This window comes from Dyadobacter fanqingshengii (assembly GCF_023822005.2).
In the GTDB taxonomy this organism is placed as follows: Bacteria; Bacteroidota; Bacteroidia; order Cytophagales; family Spirosomataceae; genus Dyadobacter; species Dyadobacter fanqingshengii.
In genome coordinates, this window is the sequence record NZ_CP098806.1 from 5,312,822 (window position 1) to 5,335,208 (window position 22,387).

Genomic DNA, 22,387 nt, shown 5'->3' on the forward strand with positions numbered 1-22,387 from the left:
TAAAATAACAAAGAACAGGCAGGCAACATTGCTTATTGTCTATTTTAGGTGCCGGGCATTTGCAATGTTACATCGAGTCGTCAAGTCGCTCGAAACTTTGCAACTCTGGGACGGTTTTTGTGGTTATCCAATAACCAGTTTTAATGAACTTTATCGCAAACGAAAATATCATTTTGGAACATTTGAATGCAACTGAGCTCGAAGGCCAGGACTTAATTGAAGTTGAAGGAGCGCGCGAGCACAATTTGAAAAATATTGATGTTAATATCCCGCGAAACAAGCTTGTGGTGGTCACAGGCATTAGTGGAAGCGGGAAATCTTCACTGGCTTTTGACACGATTTATGCCGAAGGACAGCGGCGCTATATGGAGAGTTTTTCTTCCTATGCACGTGGTTTTATTGGTGAAATGGAGCGGCCGGATGTGGACAAGATCAGCGGTTTGTCGCCCGTTATCAGCATTGAACAGAAAACAACATCCCGCAATCCGCGTTCAACGGTTGGGACGGTTACTGAAATTTATGACTTTCTAAGGTTGCTTTACGCGCGAGCAGGCGAAGCGTTTTCCTATGTTACGGGCCGTAAAATGGTCAAGCAGTCGCAGGATCAGATCATTAATCAATTATTTACGCAGTTTTTAGGGCAGAAAATTATCTTACTAGCTCCTGCCGTAAAAGGGCGGAAAGGACATTACAGAGAGCTTTTTGTTCAAATCGCTCGACTTGGCTATAACAAAGTGCGTGTCGATGGCGAAGTGCAGGAAATCGCGCCGAAAATGCAGCTAGATCGTTACAAAGTACATGATATTGAGATTGTTATCGATCGTGTTATTCCAAAAAAGGAATCGGAAGATCCGCAATCGAGATATCGGTTGAGCCAATCTGTTGCTACGGCTATTAAGCAGGGAAAAGGGGCATTGATGGTTTTGGATGAAAAAGGGGAAACTTACTATTTCTCTCAAAACCTGATGGATCCTGAATCGGGCATCAGTTACGATGATCCAGCGCCTAATGCATTCTCTTTCAACTCACCTTACGGCTGGTGCCCGACTTGTCAGGGATTGGGAATGATCGAGGAAATCACGGAAGAGTCTATTATGCCGGACAAATCTTTGAGCATTACCAAGGGTGGCATTGCGCCAATGGGTGAATATCGGGAAGCGTGGATTTTCAAGCAATTGGAGGTTTTACTAAAACCGTTTAAAGTCACACTCGCAACGCCTTTGGACAAATTTCCTGAGGAAGCGATGAAACTGGTGCTTTACGGAAGCGAAGACGCGGTGCCGGTTCCTTCCAAAAAATACCCCGGAACGGAATGGGAAACGAAATTTGACGGCATTATTAACTTCCTCAAACGTCAGCAGGAAAGCGGAAATGATAAAATTCAGGATTGGTTAAAAGATTTTATGACTGTCCAAACCTGTCCCGAATGTAATGGCAAGCGCCTGAGAAAGGAATCTTTGCACTTCCGGGTGGATGGTAAAGACATTGCAGAGCTTGCTGACAGTGACATTCGTGTGTTGGCGGATTGGCTTGTGAACCTGGAAGACAGGCTGGAAGAAAAGCAACGCGTAATCGGTCATGAAGTCTTAAAGGAAATCAGAAAAAGAGTTGGTTTCCTGCTCGACGTTGGATTGGATTACCTAACATTAAACCGCGCATTACGGACACTTTCGGGTGGCGAAGCGCAACGCATCAGGCTCGCAACGCAGATCGGGACGCAGCTTACGGGCGTGCTCTACATTATGGATGAGCCTAGCATTGGCTTGCATCAGCGTGATAATGTGCGTCTTATCAATTCGTTGAAAAGTCTGCGCGACCTGGGAAACACGGTTTTGGTGGTGGAGCACGATAAGGATATGATGCTGGCTTCGGATTATATTCTGGACATTGGACCCGGCGCAGGCCGTCACGGTGGCAATGTTGTGGGAGCCGGAACACCCGAAGTTTTTCTTCAAAATGGCTCATTAACAGCCGATTATTTGAGTGGCAGGACTGCCATTGATGTTCCCAAAAAACGCAGAAAAGGAACAGGCAAAACCATTACATTAAAAGGCTGCACTGGGCACAATTTGAAAAATGTAAACATGTCTTTTCCGCTTGGGACGATGGTTTGCGTGACGGGTGTGAGTGGGAGCGGGAAGTCGTCGCTGATCCATGAAACGCTGTTTCCATTATTGAATCAATTCTTTTATAAATCAAGAAGAGAGCCGCTGCCTTATAAATCGGTAGAGGGTCTGGAGAACATTGATAAAGTCATTGAGGTGGACCAGTCACCGATTGGCCGGACACCGCGTTCGAATCCGGCGACTTACACGAATTTATTTACAGACATCAGGACACTTTTTGCAGAGTTACCAGAAGCGAAAATCCGTGGCTACAAGCCCGGCCGTTTCTCTTTCAATGTAAAAGGCGGGCGTTGTGAAGATTGCGAAGGCGCGGGAATGAAGAAAATTGAAATGGATTTCCTGCCCGACGTACATATCAATTGCGAAACCTGCAAAGGCAAGCGCTTTAACCGGGAAACATTAGAAGTGCGTTTCAAGGGTAAATCGGTTGCAGATATTCTGGATATGACCGTTGAAACAGCGCTCGAATTTTTTGAAAACCAGCCAAGGATTTTGCGTAAAGTGCAGACATTGAATGATGTAGGCTTGGGTTACATTACATTAGGCCAGCATGCTACAACACTTTCAGGAGGAGAGGCGCAGCGAGTAAAACTTTCGGAAGAGCTCTCAAAACGCGATACAGGAAAAACGCTTTACATTCTCGACGAGCCAACAACTGGTTTGCATTTCCAGGATATCAGGCATTTGCTGAATGTTTTGAACAAATTAGTTGAAAAAGGAAATACGGTGTTGATTATCGAGCACAATCTGGACGTCATCAAAGTTGCGGATCACGTTATTGACGTTGGGCCCGAAGGCGGCGCGCAAGGCGGACGCATCATTGCCGAAGGAACACCTGAGAAGGTCTCGAAAGTGAAAGGAAGTTATACCGGACATTTCTTGAAGGAAGAGCTTAAATAGCTTTTTATTCCTACATCCATTTACTCAAAAACTGATTAAAACCATCCTTATGCTGGTCGCTGACGGGGATTGTCATGCTGCCGATTTGGATGGTATTTTTCGTTACAGCGCTGATTTTATCCAGATTAACTATGAAAGAGCGGTGAACGCGCATGAATTTTGATGGGGGCAACTTTTCTTCCAATGCTTTCAGGCTGGTTAGGGAAAGGATCGGTTTTGGGTCCGATTTTAAGTGAACCTTCACATAATCTTTTAGCCCTTCCATATAAAGAATGTCCTCGTAAGCAATCCTGACAAGCTGATATTCTACTTTTAAGAACAAATAACCGTCTTTTGGATCAGGAGCGCTGGCAGAAGATGCTTTGTTCAACAACTCGGTGTAAGCCTGCGCTTTGGATGCGGCTCTCAAAAATTCTTCGTAATTAAAAGGTTTCAGGAGATAGTCAAGTGCATCCACCCGGAACCCGTCCAACGCATATTGATTAAATGCAGTCGTAAATATAATCCGCGGTGCGCGGCTGTCCGCTTTGTCAATAACCCTTGCCAACTCAATACCAGTCAGATCGGGCATTTGAATGTCCAGAAAAATAACATCAATATGCTTTGAATGAATGGCTTGAAGCGCTTCAACCGCGCTGGAGTAACGTCCGGCAAGTGCCAGAAAAGGAGTTTTTTCAATAAATGAGCAAACAAGTCCGAGTGCTAATGGCTCGTCATCTACTGCTATACATTGGAGTACGCTCATGCAGTTTCTAATTCCAAATGAACTTCAAATTCTTTTCCCTCTTTGTTCTCATTCACTTCCAATTGATATTTACCGGGATATAAAAGGTCAAGCCGGCGTTGCGTATTCACCAGTCCTATGCCGTTACTTTCGTCCAGAATTGCCCTTTTATCCGTAAATAACGTGTTTTTCACTTCCACATGGATTTTGTGTTTGTCTTGCCTGATCTGAATGTCTATCCGGCTAGGCTGAACGGCGCTCACCCCATGTTTGAATGCATTTTCAATAAACGGCAAAAACAGCATGGGTGCAATGGAAACGTCGTGCAATGGGCTTGGCGGATCGAGGTGAACAGTCACTTTGTCGGTGAGCCGCAATTGCATTAATTGAATATAATCCTGCGCAAATGCAATCTCCTGGCTCAGTAAAACGGTCCCATGCTGCGTTTCATAAAGCACATAGCGCATCATACGGGACAGTTTGTGCAATGCTTCTCTGGCCGCTTCCACGTCAATCACCGTTAATGCATATATGTTATTCAGTGTATTAAAGAAGAAATGCGGGTTGATCTGCGCTTTCAAAAACGAAAGTTCGGAGTTGATTTTCTCCTTTTCCAAATTTTCCCGGTAATGTTTATCGCGTTGTGCATCCTTAACCGCCGCCACACTGGTGCTAATGCCTATAATCAGCAAAGCGGTCATGAGCGAGAAATAGTCGAGTCTTTCCTGAGGCTTCTTGGCTCCATTTGCCTCCCGGGCCGTTTTGAATGCCCGATCCATTTGTTCGCCGTGATTGATAGCGATTTTTACCTGTTCAATAATCACAGCCAGCATGATCACAGACACAAGATTGAGCAAAATAAAGCGGCTGTAACGATTCTTAGCCAGATATTGCGGAAACCAAAAGTAATAGTTCAGATAAAAAGTGCCGATCAGCAGCGTAAATAAAACAGCTTGCTTCACCCAAAATGTAACCGGAAACTGAATTTGCCAGCTAAGCGGTTGCCACATTAAAAATAAAGCCAGGAAGCTCCATCCTAAAAGATGCAGGAAGAATGGAGGGTATTTTCGGGCGGTACTAGCATCCATCTTTATGTTCATCAGGTTATTGCAGTAGAGTAGTTTGCAATTACAATCATACGGGTAATATATCAAAGTGCCTAGCTCAATCGATCAACACGCGGCGAATACCGACTGATCAGGGGTAACACTCTATAAAGCAAGTTATTGCTGCAATTACTTATTCTGTACTATTCCAAGAATGAGAATGGAGGACTTATCGGCTAAAAACAGGTTTTGATCGGTAGATGTGTCCTTTCCATCTATTGCCCGATTTATTGTCAAGTTAAGGTATTTACTTTGAAATTGAATCGAACAATTACTTGCAATACAACCATGAACATGATAAGAAAAATTACTCCTATTATAATCCTGACGGTGCTGAGCCTTTCGGCTTTTGCGCAATTTCCCGGCGGGGGTGGCGGATTTGGAGGAAATCGCGGAGGCGGTGGAAACGACAGGCCACAAAGGCAGACGGTGATCCCGGGAACTGCCGAAGATACACCTAAGGGAAATGGTAAGATACGGGGAGTCCTGGTCGACTCAGTTAGCAAGAGGCCCGTGGAATTTGCCGCACTCTCGCTGGTTGACATTAAAACCAACAATCCGATCGACGGAACGACAACAAATGAGAAGGGGGTTTTTGAGCTTACAAAAGTGGCGTCAGGGAACTTCAAAATTCTTATTTCCTTCATTGGCTACAAGACCAAGACCATTAACGACATTAAAATTGATCGTAAGACGGAACTTGACCTGGGTAATGTAAGCCTTGGGCCGGATGTGGTTCAGCTGAATGAGGTTGAGGTTGTGGGAATGGCCCAATTGATCGAGGAAAAGGTTGACAGACTTGTTTACAATAACGAAAAAGACATTACAAGCAAGGGTGGCGACGCTTCGGATGTAATGAAGAAAGTGCCGATGTTGACAGTCGATCTGGACGGAAACGTTTCATTAAGAGGAAGTTCCAATGTTCGGGTTTTGATTAATAATAAGCCTTCGACCATTATAGCCACCAGCGTTGCGGATGCATTGAAGCAGATTCCTGCCGATATGATCAAATCTGTTGAGGTAATTACCTCGCCATCAGCTAAGTATGATGCAGAAGGTTCTGCTGGGATCATAAATATTGTTACCAAAAAGAGCACCATCCAGGGTGGAACATTGAACCTGGATACGGGAATTGGAAACAGAGGATCAAACCTGGGACTGAGAGGAAATTACCGAGTTGGCAAAATGGGATTCAGTTTGGGTGGTTTTGGCCGCTTCAATTACAACATGCCTGGTAAATCTGAAAACCTGCAAGTGGGTAAAATTGACAAATTTTCTATCCGCCAAATGGCCGAGTCGGATAACAAAATGTCTTTCGGTTCTTACAACTTTGGGTGGGACTACGAGATCGATTCCAAAACTTCTCTCTCCGCCGGCGTGCGTTATGGAATGCGTAACATGCGTAACCAACAGGATTTGTCAACATTCAACACGCAAAGCGACGGCACAACGCGCAATAGCTTCCGGGATGTAAATACCAAAGACTTATCCGGAACGTGGGATGTAAATGTGGATTATATTAAAACATTAGCCAAGCCACAGCAGGAGTTGAGCATTTCTACGCAGTTTAGCCGAAACAACAGGACGAATGATTTTGACGCAGACATTTATTCATTAAATAATAGTCAATTGCGCGAACTGCTGGGAAGCCAGGGTAACAATAATGCCAGCCATAACCAGGAAAGCACAATACAAGTGGATTACCAGACTCCGGTTAAAGACAATCAGCTGATTGAATTTGGTGGAAAAGGTATCTTCCGTCAGGTGGTTAGTAATTTTGATTATTACAATACAGTGGATGCCCCACAAGCAGCGAGCAGTCTGAACTATGATCAGAATGTTGCAGCGGGATATTTTTCTTACACATATACAACGAAAAGCAAATTCACCGTGAAGGCGGGCTCGCGTTACGAGTATACCAGCATTGATGCAACGCAGGGTGAGCAGGGCGACCTGAATATTCCGGCATACAGCAATCTGGTGCCGAGTTTGAACTTGTCTCAAACATTTGGTAAGGGTCAAACCATCAAGCTTGGTTACAACCGTCGTCTTCAACGTCCTGGCATTCAATTCCTAAACCCTAATCAAAATGCGGCGAACCCACAGAACATCACTGTGGGTAACCCGCAACTCCGTCCCGAACTGACCGATCAGGTTGAATTGGGAACGAGCTTTTTCAAAAATTCACTTTATGTAAACGTATCTACATTTGCACGTTTCACCAACAGTTCAATTGAAAGCATTCGTACAACCAGCGACCAGGGGATTATCACAACGACTTACGGTAACATTGGTTCAAAGAAAAATTATGGGGTGAATGTGTTTGGAAACATGACATTCTTTAAAAGATGGCAAGTAGGAGGAGGTTTTGACGCTTACTATGCAGATCTTACGAATAATAATCCCAATCCTTTATTGGCCGCTTCTAACACCGGTTTCGTGTTAAGCGGACGTTTCAGAACCAGCCTTAACATTAAAAATGGCTGGGGATTGCAAGCGGGTGGTTTCATGAGAGGACGCGATGTTCAGCTTCAAGGAACACAAGCAGGGTTCAGAATGTATGACCTGGGAATCAAGAAAGATTTTACTAACAAGCGCGGAAGCATTGGATTTGGAATGGAAAACTTCCTGGCTCCATCATTCAAAATGAAGACGCAGCTTGAAACCGCAACATTCACGCAGAACAATACCAACTTCCTGTACAACAGAGGTTTCAGAGTCAATTTCTCTTATCGTTTAGGGAAAATGACATTCACTGAGCAAAAAACACGCAGACGCAAGTCGGTTAACAACGATGACCAAAAAACCGACGGCGGCGGAATGGATGCAGGCGGCGGCGGTGGAGCCGTACAAGGCGTAACACCAGCCATCACAGTTCCATCCCCGAGAGCAGGCGCCCCGGCAGGCGGGCCAGCGGGTGCACCAGCAGACGGTCGCCCACAAGGAGGAGCCAGACCAGCAACCACTGACAGTATAGCAAGACCAGTTAGACAAGGCATGCCAATGCAGGGAATGCCAGTTCAGTCAGGCATGAAACCAGATTCAATGATGAGAGATTCAACTATGAGGCCAGCTATGCCAGGTGATTCAGCCGCACGACCAGCTACACCAATCGATTCAACTGCGAAGCCTGTTATGCCAGCGGACTCAGCTGCGAAACCAGTTGTTCCAGCGGATTCAACAGCAATTCCAGCCAAGCCAGCAGTGCCTGCAGACACGACTAAGAAGCCGTAAATTTTTTGGATAATATTGAAAAAAGGCGAAGCCCGGACGTTTGTTCGGGCTTCGCATTTTTATAGATTGACTAGAAATTATAATGATTGAATTTGACCCTTTATGTCACTCAAAATCCGATCCGCCCCGGCTTCCAGCAACTCGTTCGCTAATGCAGTTCCCAATTCCTCCGGAAATGAAATCGAGCCAGTTTCTGTCCTTCTAATCAATTCCTGGCCATCGAGGCTGATAATGCCGCCGGTGATGTTGATTTGATCATCGTGTAATGTAGCCAGACCAAAAACCGGGATGCTGCATCCGCCTTGGAGGCGTTTGAGGAAAGCTCTTTCCGTTAGGAGGCAGGTTTCTGTTTGTGGGTGATTGATTAGCTCTTTAATTACAGCCTTTTTCTCCTCAGCTAAATTTATCGCACATTCAATGGCGACGCTTCCCTGACCCACGGCTGGCGTAAATTCATCCAATAGCAAATGCTCGGCGATCTTGTCGTCATATTCCATTCTGTGGACGCCTGCGTAGGCGAGGAGCAAAGCGTCGCAATGCCCTTCATTCAGCTTTCTAAGGCGGGTTTGCAAGTTGCCACGCATGTCGACAGTTTTAATATGCGGATAAAAATGCCTCAAAACAGCGATCCTCCGGGTTGAAGATGTTCCCACGACGAAAGATTCGCCACTTTTTAGCGAGAGCTCATTGTTATGGCTTACTAAAACGTCATTAGCTTTCTCACGCTCTGTATATGCAATCAGTTCAAAAGCTTCATCCAGTTGTGATTGCAGATCCTTTGCGCTGTGCACCGCAATGTCAATGCTGCCATCCAGCAACTGATCTTCCAATTCCTGCGTAAAAATTCCTTTACTGCCGATTTTAGAGAGAGAGCGATTCAGGATTTTGTCTCCTTTTGTTTCAATAATTACAATTTCTGTATCAACACCGCCTTCTTTCAAAAGCCCTTCCACATAATGTGCCTGCCAAAGGGCTAACTTGCTGCCGCGCGTTCCTATTTTTATATGCATGGTTTACTAAATTTTCTTATTTCAAACCCCAACCGTATCCCCTTCGTCCGTAACAATCTTATCTTCTATATAAGCAACAATCAGAGATGCGATATCGATTCCACTTACTTCTTCGATACCGCGGAGGCCGGGGGAAGAATTGACTTCCATGACGAGGGGCCCGCGCTCTGATTGCAAAAGATCCACACCTGCGATCCTGACGCCCAATGCTTTGGCGGCGGAAATGGCTGTGTGCTCTTCTTCTTCGGTGAGCTCGATCAAATGTCCTTCGCCCCCGCGGTGCAGGTTAGAACGAAAATCGCCTTCTGCACCTTGCCGCTTCATGGCCGCAATAACTTTGTTACCAATGACAAATGCGCGAATGTCGGCTCCTTTGGATTCTGCAATGTATTCCTGGATCAAAAAATTAGCCTTCAATCCATAAAAAGCCTCAATTGTTGATTTTGCAGCTTTAATAGTTTCCGCTAAAACCACACCGACACCTTGGGTTCCTTCCAATAACTTAATGATCACCGGCGGTCCGCCTACCATATGGATCAGCTCATTAACCTGAGCCGGATTTTTGGCAAAAACGGTTTTTGGAATGTCAACGCCTGATTTTGCCAGCACTTGCATGCTACGTAATTTATCCCGCGAACGAAGAATCGCTTGTGATTTTACCGTCGTAAACACTTTCATCAACTCCAATTGCCGCACGACCGCACAGCCGAAAGCATTCACGGACGTGCCGATTCGAGGAATAACAGCGTCGATTCCGGTGATCGGTTTTCCTTTATAAATAATGGTCGGTTTTCCCCCTTCAATCATCACAAAGCATTTCACATGGTCGATAACCACTGCCTGATGACCTCGTTGTTTAATTGCCTCCACCAGACGCTTTGTTGAATAAAGGTCGGGATTGGTGGATAATACGGCGATTTTCATATAAATAATAAAAAATAAATGGGGAAAATTCAGGATTGGTGTCTGGCGTGAGAACGATGAGATGCCTTGGAACGCTTTGCAGCAGATAAATCTTTCTGTGAAACATCGACCAGAAACCGCTTGTTCAGCAGTTTCCGTCCTAACAGGATCGGATATTTCATTTTACGCCGGTTGGCAAGTGAAAACTCTGTCCGGATTTTTTTACCAAAGATGGTGATCTTCGTTTTGATCACATAACGTTTTTCTTCTTTTCCCGAGGAGTTCCGGACAATGGTCTCTTTAAAGTCTGTAACTGTGAAGGATTGTTGAGGTGCACCTTTTTTTGTATCCAAATAAAAACACAATTGCGGCTGGTCGCCATCCTTAATCAACCGGACCCGCGAACAATGTATGGCAGAAGTGGTTGCACCCGAGTCAATGCGGACCGGCACATCGAACCAGCCCAGCTCCGGCAAATCCACAATGTCTGTTGCGCCGATAATGTCCAGTGTTTGCTTCATCTGCGTTGAAAGAACTGCGCAACAGTAAGCGACAAATCCAAAAAAACCATTTTTGCCCGCACATTCCGTTCCATATGATAATACGCCAGATTTACTTCTTCAATCATTTTTTCGAGTGAATCAAAGTTAACTGTTTTTGAAAAGTTTTGGACAAAAGTCAGCTCTTCCTCAGGCACGCGCAAAAGCTCGCCCGCACCGTGACTCCATATGAGCATGTCACGGAAAAGCCTCAGTGCATATTCTAAAAGGCCTTTCTGCTTCTCTTTGTTCATCACATCAAAATTATCAGCCAATTTTACCAAGTGTGAAATGTCATATTTATAGCAGGAACGCATCCACGCCGCAAACCAGCCGGACCGGTCATCCTCAGCGTCCTGGACCAATTTCAATGCTTCGGACAAATTGCCGTCGCACAAATATGCGATTTGATTAGCTGCGGTGTCGGTTACTTGTTGTAGTTTCAAAAAATAGCGCACTTCCTCATCCGAAAATGCCGGGATGTTAATGCGTTGCGTCCTGGAAATAATGGTCGTCAACAACTTGTCTGACTGGTCGCTAACAAGTAAAAATAGCGTCTTTTCAGGTGGTTCTTCGAGAATTTTCAAAATTGCATTGGAGGAAGCAGCATTCATAATGTCTGGTTTCCAGATCAGCAGAATTTTATATTCGCCTTCATAAGCCTTCACGGATAATTTCCTCAAAATTCCGCGCGCTTCTTCCACAGCAATGTTTCCCTGCTTATTTTCTGCACTGATATGGTCGAGCCATTCGGGAAGAATGCGGTAGGGGTTTTCCAGTAAAAACGTTCGCCATAAGCTTAGAAAGGCCTCGCTGGTTTTTCCGTCAACTTTTTTGGAGGTTGCAATGGGGAATATGAAGTGAAAATCAGGATGGATCAGCTTAGCCATCTTTGCACATGATGCGCATACGCCGCAAGCGTCTTCATCGCTTTTATTTTCGCAATTAATATACGTTGCAAATGCCAGGGCAAGTGCAAGGCCGCCTCCGCCCGCCGGAGAATCAAACAGCTGTGCGTGAGCCAAATGGCTATTCTTAACCGAGCGCCTTAACGTTGATTTTATGTGTTCAAGTCCCGGTATTTCTCTGAAAAGCACGGTGGATGATTTATCTAAAATGAATTAATGGCATTAACATTCAAAGTCACGCTGTTGCTGCGTTTGTTCAAATACAGATCTTAAAATCTGTTCGTCATGCTCTCCAAATGTGAGATTGCGACGGCTCACAGTGTCTTTTGCGACATCCAGCGCTTTTTGAAATCTGTATTCTGTAAATCCTTCCGCATTGCCGCCCCAGGAAAATGAAGGCGTGTGTTTCGCCTGAAATCCGGCGCCGAACACATTCACACTTACGCCAACCACTGAGCCTGTGTTGAACATGGTTGAAATTCCGGCTTTGGAATAATCGCCCATCATTAATCCGCAAAATCGTAAACCCGTGTCAATCAGATCATTGGTTGCATAACTATGCAGTTTTACGTTTCCATGATCATTTTTCAAATTTGAATTATTGGTGTTCGCTCCCAGGTTACACCATTCACCCAACACGGAATTGCCCAAATAACCGTCATGCCCTTTGTTGCTATAACCAAATAAAACACAGTTACTTACTTCGCCGCCCAGCTTGCTAAACGGCCCGACGGTTGTGTTAGGACGAATTTTAGTTCCCTGTGCCAGCACGCTGCCTTCCCCAATTGAAAACGGCCCCTGAATCATGGAGCCTTCCTGAATCAATGCATCTTTTCCAATGTATATCGGTCCCTTTTCAGCATTTAGAATAGAGGCTTTTATCACAGCACCTTTTTCAATAAAGATATTTTCGAGGTTATAACAATGGGTAAAAGGATCGATAAGTGGCTCTGAAATTTTGTTCGCTGTTATTTTTACGAAATCGGTTTCTATCTGCTCACCATTGAATGCAAATATGTCCCAAACGTTTCGGATCAATGTAAATGAGCCGGAATAATGTTGGGGCTCATAGCTTGAAATGCCCATATCAGGCTTCCAGAGCTCGTTGCATCTGATTGCAAGTATGTCATCACCGGAAATCAGCGCTGATTGGGAAGGCAAATTTTCGATTGCTTCAACAAGTCCGGCATCGGGGCAAAGGGCACCATTGATATAAATGCTATCGTAAGAAGTCAACATTGGGAATGCCGCTGCTAGATAGTCAGAGGTTTGGTATGATACAGCAATATCAAGCCACAGGCTCCACTTTTCGGAAATTTTACTTATTCCACAGCGAATTGCGGAAACCGGTCTGGTATATGTAAATGGTAAAAGTTGAAGTCGGATTGCGGGATCGTCAAACAGAATAATTGTAGGCATAAGTGATGCTAGTATGTGGGGCCAAAGTTCGCCCATTTTTTTGGTTAGGGCAAAAAAAGAAGCAGTCTCTTGTACATTTTACAAGAGACTGCTTCTTTTAATTTCGGTATGGAAAGCGCTGATTAAGCTTCCTTCTGTGCTCCGTAACGTTTTCTGAACTTGTCCACACGGCCAGCAGTATCTACAAGTACATTTTTACCTGTGTAGAAAGGGTGCGACTGAGAAGAAACCTCCACTTTATAAACCGGATAAGATTTGCCATCTTCCCAAGTGATGTTTTCGCTGGTTTCTATGGTAGAGCGCGTAATGAATTTAAAATCGCTAGATAGATCCCAGAAAACTACGTCTCTATAATTGGGATGAATGTCTTTTTTCATTGGTATATGGTATTATGTGTTTCGATACAATTCTCAAAAAGGATTGCAAAAGTAAAAATTCTAATTTAGTAAACCAAGAAATGGGAGGCTATCTTTTCGATAAAAATTTGATCTCGGAATCTGTAAGTGATTAAACTTCACTCAATTGCTGTTTCAGCACTTCCACGCCCCTGCGCGCTTCCTTATCAAAATCGGTGTAAACAAAACATTCAATGGACAAACCGCCTTTGTAGCCGATCTTTTTCAAGGCACTCAGATACGGCCTGAAATCGTCTCCTTTTACTCCCGGAGGCGTGCGGTTTTCCTTTTCGGCAATGTGGCAATGCACAATGTGTTTGCCAAATTTTACGATTTCGTCCGGCGATTCGTCCTCTTTTAACATATGGAAAATATCGCATAACAACTTCACTTTGGGGCTTTTGACCGCATCAACGATCTCAACGCCTTCGGCCAGACTATTAATGAAATTAGTCTCACCGCGGTTTAATGGCTCCACAGCAATAGTAACGGCATATTTTTCAGCCAAAGGCGCCATTTTCTTGGTCAGTTCAATGTGCTGCGCCTTGGCTTTGTCACGATCAAAACCTTCCGGGATAATGCGTGAAGCACCGCTTCCAAACACAACATATTGAGAGCCGCATTCTTTCGCGCGCTTCAAAACGAGATCCGTTCTTTCCAGAATCGCTTGATGATTGGCATCGGGACCCAAAGTTTTCAAACTTCCCGGAAGTAATATCACGTATGATTTGATGGGGAACTTCTCTGCATGAAGCAGTTGCAGATTTTTAGCATACTGCGCATCGCCATCTTTTGGGATCAGGAAGTTTCCAACCGACTCCTCTATATATGTACAACCCGACTCTCTCAGATAATCGGCCTTGTCATAAGCTGCAAAAACACCGAGCTGCAAGGAATAGCCGGGCCCAATATTTTTAGCAAACAGTATCTCAGGCACCGCAAGTCCGGCCGCAAGGCCAGTAATGATTCCCGAAGAGGTTTTAATGAAATTCCGGCGGGACGTCGAATCGATTAACTTAGTCATAATGTACTAGTTTTGATCAGTATTGAAATGAGTTTATGTAGCAGCTTATAATTTGTTGACTATTTCAGAAAATATAAAGTTTACTTGTTTAGAATAAATTTAAATAATTCTCCTGTTATAACAAGCTGATATTCATGATATTGATTCTATTTAGCAAAGACCTGGTATTTTTATAGAATAAAAATGTTTACAAATTTTTAGCATTAATTTTTTGTAAATTTTTTTTGAGCGCCATTTTAATGTTAATAAATCTTAATTACCTAGCTTTTAGAATATTAACAATTTTACAATTTGGATTATCCCTATAAACCCGAAAACCGGGTAACAATACTGGTTGTGAATGTGATATTTTTAATGTTATTTCAGGAGAATTTAAGTCCTGCTTCCATTAAAGATCACAGATAAAGCTCATCACTAACTTCCTTCAAAACAACTTATTAAACATGTCAATGTATGTAATAAAGCGCGACGGGCGCCGGGAATCGGTCAAGTTCGATAAGGTAACCGCGCGAATCGAGAAATTGAGCTATGGGCTTGATACGAATTATATTCAGCCCGTAGAAGTCGCTAAAAAGGTTGTATCCGGCATTTACGACGGAGTAACCACCGCGGAACTGGACAACCTCGCTGCTGAAACAGCGGCATCGATGACCACCAAGCACCCTGATTATGCGATTCTGGCTGCCCGTGTTGCGATCTCAAATCTCCATAAAAATACATTAAAGTCGTTTTCAGCTACGATGAAACGCCTTTATACATATGTTGATGGCAAAACAGGTGAAAATGCTTCGTTGATCGCCAGGGATGTATATGAAGTTATCCGCCAAAATGCTTCTCTTCTAGATTCTACCATTATATATGACCGCGATTATGCCTATGATTATTTCGGTTATAAAACGCTTGAAAAGTCTTACCTATTAAAGGTTGACGGAAAAATCGTAGAAAGACCCCAACATATGTTGATGCGTGTTGCGATTGGGATTCACCAGGATGATGTGCAAGCCGCGATTGAAACCTATCATTTGCTTTCTGAAAAATGGTTTACCCATGCAACGCCTACATTGTTTAATGCCGGAACGCCGAAACCGCAAATGTCTTCTTGCTTCCTGTTGACCATGAAGGAGGACAGCATTAATGGAATTTACGATACGCTCAAGAATTGTGCGTTGATTTCGCAATCGGCTGGCGGAATCGGTTTGAGCATTCATGATGTGCGCGCAACGGGGACTTATATTAAAGGAACAAATGGTCAGTCCAATGGCATAGTCCCAATGCTTCGCGTATTTAATGATACGGCAAGATATGTGGATCAGGGAGGTGGAAAGCGCAAAGGTTCTTTTGCCATATATATGGAACCCTGGCATTCTGACATTTTCGATTTCCTTGACTTAAAGAAAAATCACGGAAAAGAAGAACAACGTGCCCGTGACCTTTTCTATGCGCTTTGGATTCCGGATCTTTTCATGAAACGTGTGGAGGCCAATGACACCTGGTCATTATTCTGTCCGCATGAATGTCCGGGGCTTTCAGATACGCACAGTGAGGATTTTGAGAGACTCTATGAAAGATATGAGCTGGAAGGCAAAGCACGCAAAACGATAAAAGCGCAAGACCTCTGGTTTGCGATCATGGAATCGCAGATTGAGACAGGCACTCCTTACATGCTATATAAGGATCATGCGAACAGCAAATCGAACCAGAAAAACCTGGGAACGATTAAGTCCTCGAACCTTTGCACGGAGATCATCGAATACACAGCGCCGGACGAAGTAGCGGTTTGTAACCTCGCTTCAATTGCATTGCCAAAATTCATCGAGCAAGGTCCGGACGGTTTCATGCGCTTCGACCATCAGAAATTGTACGAAATCACAAAGGTGATCACGCGCAACCTGAACAAAATCATTGACCTGAATTACTATCCTATCCCGGAAGCGGAAAAAAGCAATAAAAGACACCGCCCGATCGGAATTGGTGTGCAGGGATTAGCAGATGCATTCTGTATGATGCGCATGCCATTTGATTCTGATGAAGCGCGTCAACTAAACAAAGATATTTTTGAAACCATCTATTACGGTGCCATGGAATCTTCAATGGAACTGGCTGAAAAGCTTGGGCCGTATGAGACATGGGCTGGAAGTCCTATTTCGCAAGGGATTTTCCAATTTGATATGTGGAATGTAACTCCGGACAGCAATCGCTGGGATTGGGGGAAATTGAGGAAAGGAGTAATTCAAAACGGCGTCCGCAACTCGCTGCTGCTAGCGCCGATGCCGACTGCTTCGACAAGCCAGATCCTGGGTAACAACGAATGCTTCGAGCCATTCACTTCTAATATATATGTAAGAAGGGTTTTGTCGGGTGAATTTGTGGTAGTAAATAAATATCTGCTCAAAGACCTGGTAAGGCTCGGGCTTTGGAATGAGGAAATGAAAAATAACCTTGTTCGTGCGAGCGGATCCGTTCAGGCTATTCCAAACATTCCGCAGAACATTAAAGAACTTTATAAAACGGCTTGGGAAATTAAGCAGCGTAGTTTGCTTGATATGTCTGCGGATCGCGGTGCATTTATCTGCCAGTCGCAGTCGCTGAATATCTTTATGGAAGAAGCGAATTTCGGTAAGCTAACTTCCATGCACTTCTACGCCTGGAAAAAAGGACTGAAAACAGGCATGTACTATCTGCGTACACGCGCGGCTTCGGATCCTGTTCAATTCACATTAAGCAAACAGGCAGAGCCACAGATAGAGCCTGCAACGGTTGTTGTTGCTGAGAAGGAGTTGAATTATGTTCAATATGCAGAAGACCACGCGAAGCCTGTTGCTGCCAGGGACAATAAAGCTGATATGCAATGCTCACTAGACGATCCGGAAAGCTGCGAGGCTTGTGGTTCATAATAGGATAAATGTTTTGAAAGACGGGCCCTTGCTTTATGTAAGGGCCCGTTTTGTTTTGTGGTATTTAAAAAAGAATTTTTATAATCTGTAAAAACGGTGTTCTGAGCAGATGATCGGCATATTAAAGTGGGTGAATAAATATTTAAAATTTTTTTCCGTTAACTAATATTGGTTATCAGCTGGTTAGGAAAAACTTAAAAAAAAGTTAATAAATACTTTTGTCTAGGACTTGCGGGATAAAAAAAGATGTTGCACTTTTGCACTCCCAATCGGGAACAACGGTTTAGCAGACGGCTAAACAACGAGTTCTGAAAGATTCAGAGCAACGTTCTTTGACATGATGAAGAGAGCAAAAAGATAGTTCGTTTAAGAAGATTCGGTCCTTCCTTAATTGGAAGAGATCACAACAAAATTTACAATGGAGAGTTTGATCCTGGCTCAGGATGAACGCTAGCGGCAGGCTTAATACATGCAAGGCGAGGGGGCAGCAATGTCACCGTCGTACGGGTGCGTAACGCGTATGCAACCTACCTTCAACTGGGGGATAGCCCGGGGAAACCCGGATTAATACCGCATAATACATTTGGTTCTCATGGGCTGATTTGTTAAAGATTTATTGGTTGGAGATGGGCATGCGTTCGATTAGCTAGTTGGCAGGGTAACGGCCTACCAAGGCAACGATCGATAGGGGAGCTGAGAGGTTGATCCCCACACGGGCACTGAGATACGGGCCCGACTCCTACGGGAGGCAGCAGTAGGGAATATTGGGCAATGGATGCAAGTCTGACCCAGCCATGCCGCGTGCCGGATGAAGGCCCTCAGGGTTTAAACGGCTTTTATTCGGGAAGAAGAGCAGGGATGCGTCCTTGTGTGACGGTACCGAATGAATAAGCACCGGCTAACTCCGTGCCAGCAGCCGCGGTAATACGGAGGGTGCGAGCGTTGTCCGGATTTATTGGGTTTAAAGGGTGCGTAGGTGGCTTGATAAGTCAGTGGTGAAATACAGCCGCTCAACGGTTGAGGTGCCATTGATACTGTCAAGCTTGAAAGAATTGGAGGCTGCCGGAATGGATGGTGTAGCGGTGAAATGCATAGATATCATCCAGAACACCGATTGCGAAGGCAGGTGGCTACGATTTATTTGACACTGAGGCACGAAAGCATGGGGAGCAAACAGGATTAGATACCCTGGTAGTCCATGCCGTAAACGATGAGGACTCGCTGTTGGCCTGTCACGGGTCAGCGGCTTAGGGAAACCGTTAAGTCCTCCACCTGGGGAGTACGCCGGCAACGGTGAAACTCAAAAGAATTGACGGGGGTCCGCACAAGCGGTGGAGCATGTGGTTTAATTCGATGATACGCGAGGAACCTTACCTGGCTAAATCACAATAGAATTGCGCAGAAATGTGTAAGCCAGCAATGGCTGTTGTGAAGGTGCTGCATGGCTGTCGTCAGCTCGTGTCGTGAGATGTTGGGTTAAGTCCCGCAACGAGCGCAACCCCTATGTTAGTTGCCAGCACGTAATGGTGGGACTCTAGCCAGACTGCCTGTGCAAACAGAGAGGAAGGAGGGGACGACGTCAAGTCATCATGGCCCTTACGTCCAGGGCAACACACGTGCTACAATGGCGGTACAGAGGGTTGCTACACAGTGATGTGATGCCAATCCCAAAAAGCCGTTCTCAGTTCGGATTGGAGTCTGCAACTCGACTCTATGAAGCTGGAATCGCTAGTAATCGCGTATCAGCTATGACGCGGTGAATACGTTCCCGGACCTTGTACACACCGCCCTCAAGCCATGGAGTCGGGGAGACCTGAAGCAGTAGGTTAAAGACACTGTTAGGGTAAAATCGGCGACTGGGGCTAAGTCGTAACAAGGTAGCCGTACCGGAAGGTGCGGCTGGAACACCTCCTTTCTGGAGACGAACGATCTGCTCTCTTCCATCATCGAAGAGGCGATACAAGCGCAAGCGCGTATTGCCTACATATCCCGAATGCGGATAACGAGTTCATTGACATATTGAGAAGTAAAGAGAGAGAGAAATTAAGATCGGCAAGCGAATTAAGGGCGCATGGGGGATACCTAGGCTCTCAGAGGCGATGAAGGACGTGATAAGCTGCGAAAAGCTACGGGGATTGGCACATACAAATTGATCCGTAGATATCCGAATGGGGCAACCCAGTACCATGAAGTGGTATTACCCTACGGGGGGCAAACGCGGGGAACTGAAACATCTAAGTACCCGCAGGAGAAGAAAACAATAGTGATTCCGCAAGTAGTGGCGAGCGAACGCGGATTAGCCCAAACCAGCCTGGTTACGGCCAGACTGGGGTTGTAGGACTCACCGAGTGTATAATAATTGAACTGGAATGACGTGGGAAAGTCAATCGTAGAGGGTGAGAATCCCGTACAGGTAAGAGCATTATATGAGTGAGTATCCTGAGTAAGTGGGGACCGGAGAAATCCCCTCTGAATCCGGCGGCACCATCCGCCAAGGCTAAATACTCCTGAGAGACCGATAGTGAACTAGTACCGTGAGGGAAAGGTGAAAAGTACCGCGAGCAGCGGGGTGAAATAGAACTTGAAACCATGCGCTTACAAGCGGACGGAGCCTACGGGTGACGTCGTGCCTTTTGCATAATGAGCCTACGAGTTACGGTCACTGGCAAGGTTAATTCACTGAAGTGAAGGAGCCGAAGCGAAAGCGAGTCTGAAATGGGCGATTAGTCAGTGGCTGTAGACGCGAAACTTGGTGATCTACCCTTGGTCAGGTTGAAGCGCTGGTAACACATCGTGGAGGACCGAACCGGTAAACGTTGAAAAGTTTTCGGATGAACTGAGGGTAGGGGTGAAAGGCCAATCAAACTGAGAAATAGCTCGTACTCCCCGAAATGTTTTTAGGAACAGCGTCGTGGTTGAGTCATGTTCAGGTAGAGCTACTGATAGGACTAGGGGGAGTCAAATCCTACCAAATTCTGACAAACTCCGAATGGGGCATGATATACACGGCAGTGAGGGCTGGGGTGCTAAGGTCCCAGTCCGAGAGGGGAACAACCCAGAGCATCAGCTAAGGTCCCAAAATATATGCTAAGTTGAACTAAGGGGGTCCGACTGCAGAGACAGCCAGGATGTTAGCTTGGAAGCAGCTATACATTTAAAGAGTGCGTAACAGCTCACTGGTCGAGCGGGGCGGGCATCGATAATAAACGGGCATCAAGCATATTACCGAAGCTATGCGATAGTAATTTATTACGATCGGTAGGGGAGCATTCTCACAGGGGTGAAGGTTTGGCGTAAGCTGGGCTGGACTGGTGAGAAAAGCAAATGTAGGCATAAGTAACGATAATGCGGATGAGAAATCCGCACACCGAAAGACTAAGGATTCCTCCGCTATGCTAATCAACGGAGGGTTAGGCGGGGCCTAAGGGATAGCCGACAGGCGATTTTCGATGGACAGCAGGTTAATATTCCTGCCCTTGCATGCAGTGTGAAAAAGTGACGGAGTATTGTGGTAAGTACGTACTGACGGAATAGTGCGTTGAGCAGAGCCTACGGGCGAAGCGAACTTACGAAAACGCTTCCAAGAAAAGCTTTTGAAACATCAGCTGTACGCAACCCGTACCGTAAACCGACACAGGTAGTCGAGAAGAATATTCTAAGGTGCTCGAGTGAATCACGGCTAAGGAACTCGGCAAATTAACCCTGTAACTTCGGGAGAAGGGGAGCCTACTCGAAAGAGAGGCCGCAGAGAAATGGCCCAGGCGACTGTTTAGCAAAAACACAGGGCTCTGCCAAAACGAAAGTTGACGTATAGGGCCTGACACCTGCCCGGTGCTGGAAGGTTAAGAGGGGATGTCATCGCAAGAGAAGCATTGAATCGAAGCCCCAGTAAACGGCGGCCGTAACTATAACGGTCCTAAGGTAGCGAAATTCCTTGTCGGGTAAGTTCCGACCTGCACGAATGGTGTAACGATCTGGGCACTGTCTCGGCCGTGAGCTCGGTGAAATTGTAGTAGCGGTGAAGATGCCGCTTACCCGCCACGGGACGGAAAGACCCCGTGCACCTTTACTATAGCTTTGCATTGTTTTCGGGTCAGGGATGTGTAGGATAGGTGGGAGGCTGTGAGTGGGCGTCGCCAGGCGTTCAGGAGCCAACGTTGAAATACCACCCTTCGCTGGCCTGGGATCTAATCCGACTAAGTCGGAGACCGTGCATGGTGGGTAGTTTGACTGGGGTGGTCGCCTCCAAAAGTGTAACGGAGGCTTCCAAAGGTCTGCTCAACACGCTTGGTAACCGTGTGTGGAGTGCAATAGTACAAGCAGGCTTGACTGTGAGACCGACGGGTCGAGCAGGTGGGAAACCAGGGTATAGTGATCCGGTGGTTCTGTATGGAAGGGCCATCGCTCAAAGGATAAAAGGTACGCCGGGGATAACAGGCTGATCTCCCCCAAGAGCTCACATCGACGGGGAGGTTTGGCACCTCGATGTCGGCTCGTCACATCCTGGGGCTGGAGAAGGTCCCAAGGGTTCGGCTGTTCGCCGATTAAAGTGGCACGCGAGCTGGGTTCAGAACGTCGTGAGACAGTTCGGTCCCTATCTGTGGTGGGCGTAGGAAGATTGACGGGGGCTGCCTTTAGTACGAGAGGACCGAGGTGGACCCACCGCTGGTGAACCGGTTGTCACGCCAGTGGCATGGCCGGGTAGCTATGTGGGGAATAGATAAGCGCTGAAAGCATCTAAGTGCGAAACTAGCCCGAAGATGAATCTTCCACATAAGGGTCGTTGTAGACTACGACGTTGATAGGCTGCAGGTGTACGTGTAGAAATACATTCAGCCGAGCAGTACTAATTACCCAAGAGCTTGCACATTAACATCTTAATATTTTTGATCTCTTCTACTTCCAATATGACATTGATTTACAATGCTGAACAAATCAACATTGTACACACTCAAAGAGCTTGTTGGTGACTATTGGAACGGTTCGGAGCCACGCTGGCTTCACCTCTTCATAATCACAAAAGACCAACAAAGACCTTGTTGGTGACTATTGGCCTGGTGTTCACCTCTTCCCATCCCGAACAGAGAAGTTAAGCCCAGAACCGCCGATGATACTTGGATCAAACCTGGTAAAGTAGGTAGTCGCCACAATACCATTACATGAAGACCATCTCAAAAGGATGGTCTTTTTTTGTGCCCTACTTGA

The 22,387-nt window shown here is 45.6% G+C and carries 12 protein-coding genes and 3 rRNA genes; 6 read left to right on the plus strand and 9 right to left on the minus strand.

Annotated features, from left to right (window positions below; translation table 11 throughout):
• Positions 1-143: 143 nt before the first annotated feature.
• Positions 144-3,026 (plus strand): excinuclease ABC subunit UvrA, encoded by a 2,883-nt coding sequence (gene uvrA / locus NFI81_RS22290; RefSeq protein ID WP_234614929.1) that lies wholly within the window; start codon positions 144-146, stop codon positions 3,024-3,026.
• A gap of 10 nt (positions 3,027-3,036) precedes the next feature.
• Here uvrA and NFI81_RS22295 read toward each other — a convergent pair whose 3' ends face one another.
• A complete protein-coding gene (locus NFI81_RS22295; protein ID WP_234614928.1) occupies positions 3,037-3,771 on the minus strand; it encodes a LytR/AlgR family response regulator transcription factor in 735 nt (244 codons plus the stop codon).
• Complete coding sequence (locus tag NFI81_RS22300) at positions 3,768-4,838, minus strand: sensor histidine kinase (RefSeq protein ID WP_234614927.1); 1,071 nt, start codon at positions 4,836-4,838, stop codon at positions 3,768-3,770. The genes NFI81_RS22295 and NFI81_RS22300 overlap by 4 nt, the downstream gene beginning before the upstream one ends.
• 306 nt (positions 4,839-5,144) lie before the next feature.
• Here NFI81_RS22300 and NFI81_RS22305 point away from each other — a divergent pair, with 306 nt between their 5' ends.
• Entirely contained in the window at positions 5,145-8,090 is a 2,946-nt protein-coding gene (locus NFI81_RS22305) for a TonB-dependent receptor (RefSeq protein ID WP_234614926.1), read from the plus strand.
• A gap of 77 nt (positions 8,091-8,167) precedes the next feature.
• Here NFI81_RS22305 and hemC read toward each other — a convergent pair whose 3' ends face one another.
• The 7 genes from hemC to NFI81_RS22340 all read right to left on the minus strand — a co-directional run bounded on the left by hemC (position 8,168) and on the right by NFI81_RS22340 (position 14,288).
• The gene (gene hemC, locus NFI81_RS22310) at positions 8,168-9,100 is read right to left on the minus strand and encodes a hydroxymethylbilane synthase (protein ID WP_234614925.1); all 933 of its coding nucleotides are present in this window, start codon (positions 9,098-9,100) and stop codon (positions 8,168-8,170) included.
• A gap of 21 nt (positions 9,101-9,121) precedes the next feature.
• On the minus strand, positions 9,122-10,024 hold the full coding sequence (gene rimK / locus NFI81_RS22315) for a 30S ribosomal protein S6--L-glutamate ligase (protein WP_234614924.1): 903 nt from the start codon (positions 10,022-10,024) through the stop codon (positions 9,122-9,124).
• Between the two features lie 29 nt (positions 10,025-10,053).
• Positions 10,054-10,524, minus strand: coding sequence for an ATP-dependent zinc protease family protein (locus NFI81_RS22320; RefSeq protein ID WP_234614923.1), 471 nt, complete (start codon positions 10,522-10,524; stop codon positions 10,054-10,056).
• Entirely contained in the window at positions 10,521-11,639 is a 1,119-nt protein-coding gene (locus tag NFI81_RS22325; RefSeq protein WP_234614922.1) for a DNA polymerase III subunit, read from the minus strand. The genes NFI81_RS22320 and NFI81_RS22325 overlap by 4 nt, the downstream gene beginning before the upstream one ends.
• A gap of 33 nt (positions 11,640-11,672) precedes the next feature.
• On the minus strand, positions 11,673-12,869 hold the full coding sequence (locus NFI81_RS22330; RefSeq protein ID WP_234614921.1) for a putative sugar nucleotidyl transferase: 1,197 nt from the start codon (positions 12,867-12,869) through the stop codon (positions 11,673-11,675).
• A 122-nt stretch (positions 12,870-12,991) separates the two neighbouring features.
• Positions 12,992-13,246: a type B 50S ribosomal protein L31 gene (locus NFI81_RS22335; RefSeq protein WP_233854552.1), complete on the minus strand. Its 255-nt coding sequence runs from the start codon at positions 13,244-13,246 to the stop codon at positions 12,992-12,994.
• 130 nt (positions 13,247-13,376) lie between these two features.
• Positions 13,377-14,288 (minus strand): sugar phosphate isomerase/epimerase family protein, encoded by a 912-nt coding sequence (locus NFI81_RS22340; RefSeq protein ID WP_234614920.1) that lies wholly within the window; start codon positions 14,286-14,288, stop codon positions 13,377-13,379.
• Positions 14,289-14,737: 449 nt separating this feature from the next.
• Between NFI81_RS22340 and NFI81_RS22345 the strand changes: the two genes are divergently transcribed.
• From NFI81_RS22345 to rrf, 4 genes are all read left to right on the plus strand, one after another.
• Positions 14,738-17,182: a ribonucleoside-diphosphate reductase subunit alpha gene (locus NFI81_RS22345; RefSeq protein ID WP_234614919.1), complete on the plus strand. Its 2,445-nt coding sequence runs from the start codon at positions 14,738-14,740 to the stop codon at positions 17,180-17,182.
• A 415-nt stretch (positions 17,183-17,597) separates the two neighbouring features.
• Positions 17,598-19,097: ribosomal RNA gene (locus NFI81_RS22350) — 16S ribosomal RNA — on the plus strand.
• Positions 19,098-19,232: 135 nt separating this feature from the next.
• Positions 19,233-22,052, plus strand: a 23S ribosomal RNA gene (locus NFI81_RS22355).
• Between the two features lie 168 nt (positions 22,053-22,220).
• Positions 22,221-22,332, plus strand: a 5S ribosomal RNA gene (gene rrf / locus NFI81_RS22360).
• The 16S, 23S and 5S rRNA genes sit together here, the layout of an rRNA operon.
• Positions 22,333-22,387: the final 55 nt, after the last annotated feature.

Excerpts from the sequence above, each read along its gene's own strand:
- uvrA (WP_234614929.1), top strand. The coding sequence starts at position 144 with ATGAACTTTATCGCAAACGAAAATATCATTTTGGAACATTTGAATGCA.
- NFI81_RS22295 (WP_234614928.1), bottom strand. The coding sequence starts at position 3,771 with ATGAGCGTACTCCAATGTATAGCAGTAGATGACGAGCCATTAGCACTC.
- NFI81_RS22300 (WP_234614927.1), bottom strand. The coding sequence starts at position 4,838 with ATGGATGCTAGTACCGCCCGAAAATACCCTCCATTCTTCCTGCATCTT.
- NFI81_RS22305 (WP_234614926.1), top strand. The coding sequence starts at position 5,145 with ATGAACATGATAAGAAAAATTACTCCTATTATAATCCTGACGGTGCTG.
- hemC (WP_234614925.1), bottom strand. The coding sequence starts at position 9,100 with ATGCATATAAAAATAGGAACGCGCGGCAGCAAGTTAGCCCTTTGGCAG.
- rimK (WP_234614924.1), bottom strand. The coding sequence starts at position 10,024 with ATGAAAATCGCCGTATTATCCACCAATCCCGACCTTTATTCAACAAAG.
- NFI81_RS22320 (WP_234614923.1), bottom strand. The coding sequence starts at position 10,524 with ATGAAGCAAACACTGGACATTATCGGCGCAACAGACATTGTGGATTTG.
- NFI81_RS22330 (WP_234614921.1), bottom strand. The coding sequence starts at position 12,869 with ATGCCTACAATTATTCTGTTTGACGATCCCGCAATCCGACTTCAACTT.
- NFI81_RS22335 (WP_233854552.1), bottom strand. The coding sequence starts at position 13,246 with ATGAAAAAAGACATTCATCCCAATTATAGAGACGTAGTTTTCTGGGAT.
- NFI81_RS22340 (WP_234614920.1), bottom strand. The coding sequence starts at position 14,288 with ATGACTAAGTTAATCGATTCGACGTCCCGCCGGAATTTCATTAAAACC.
- NFI81_RS22345 (WP_234614919.1), top strand. The coding sequence starts at position 14,738 with ATGTATGTAATAAAGCGCGACGGGCGCCGGGAATCGGTCAAGTTCGAT.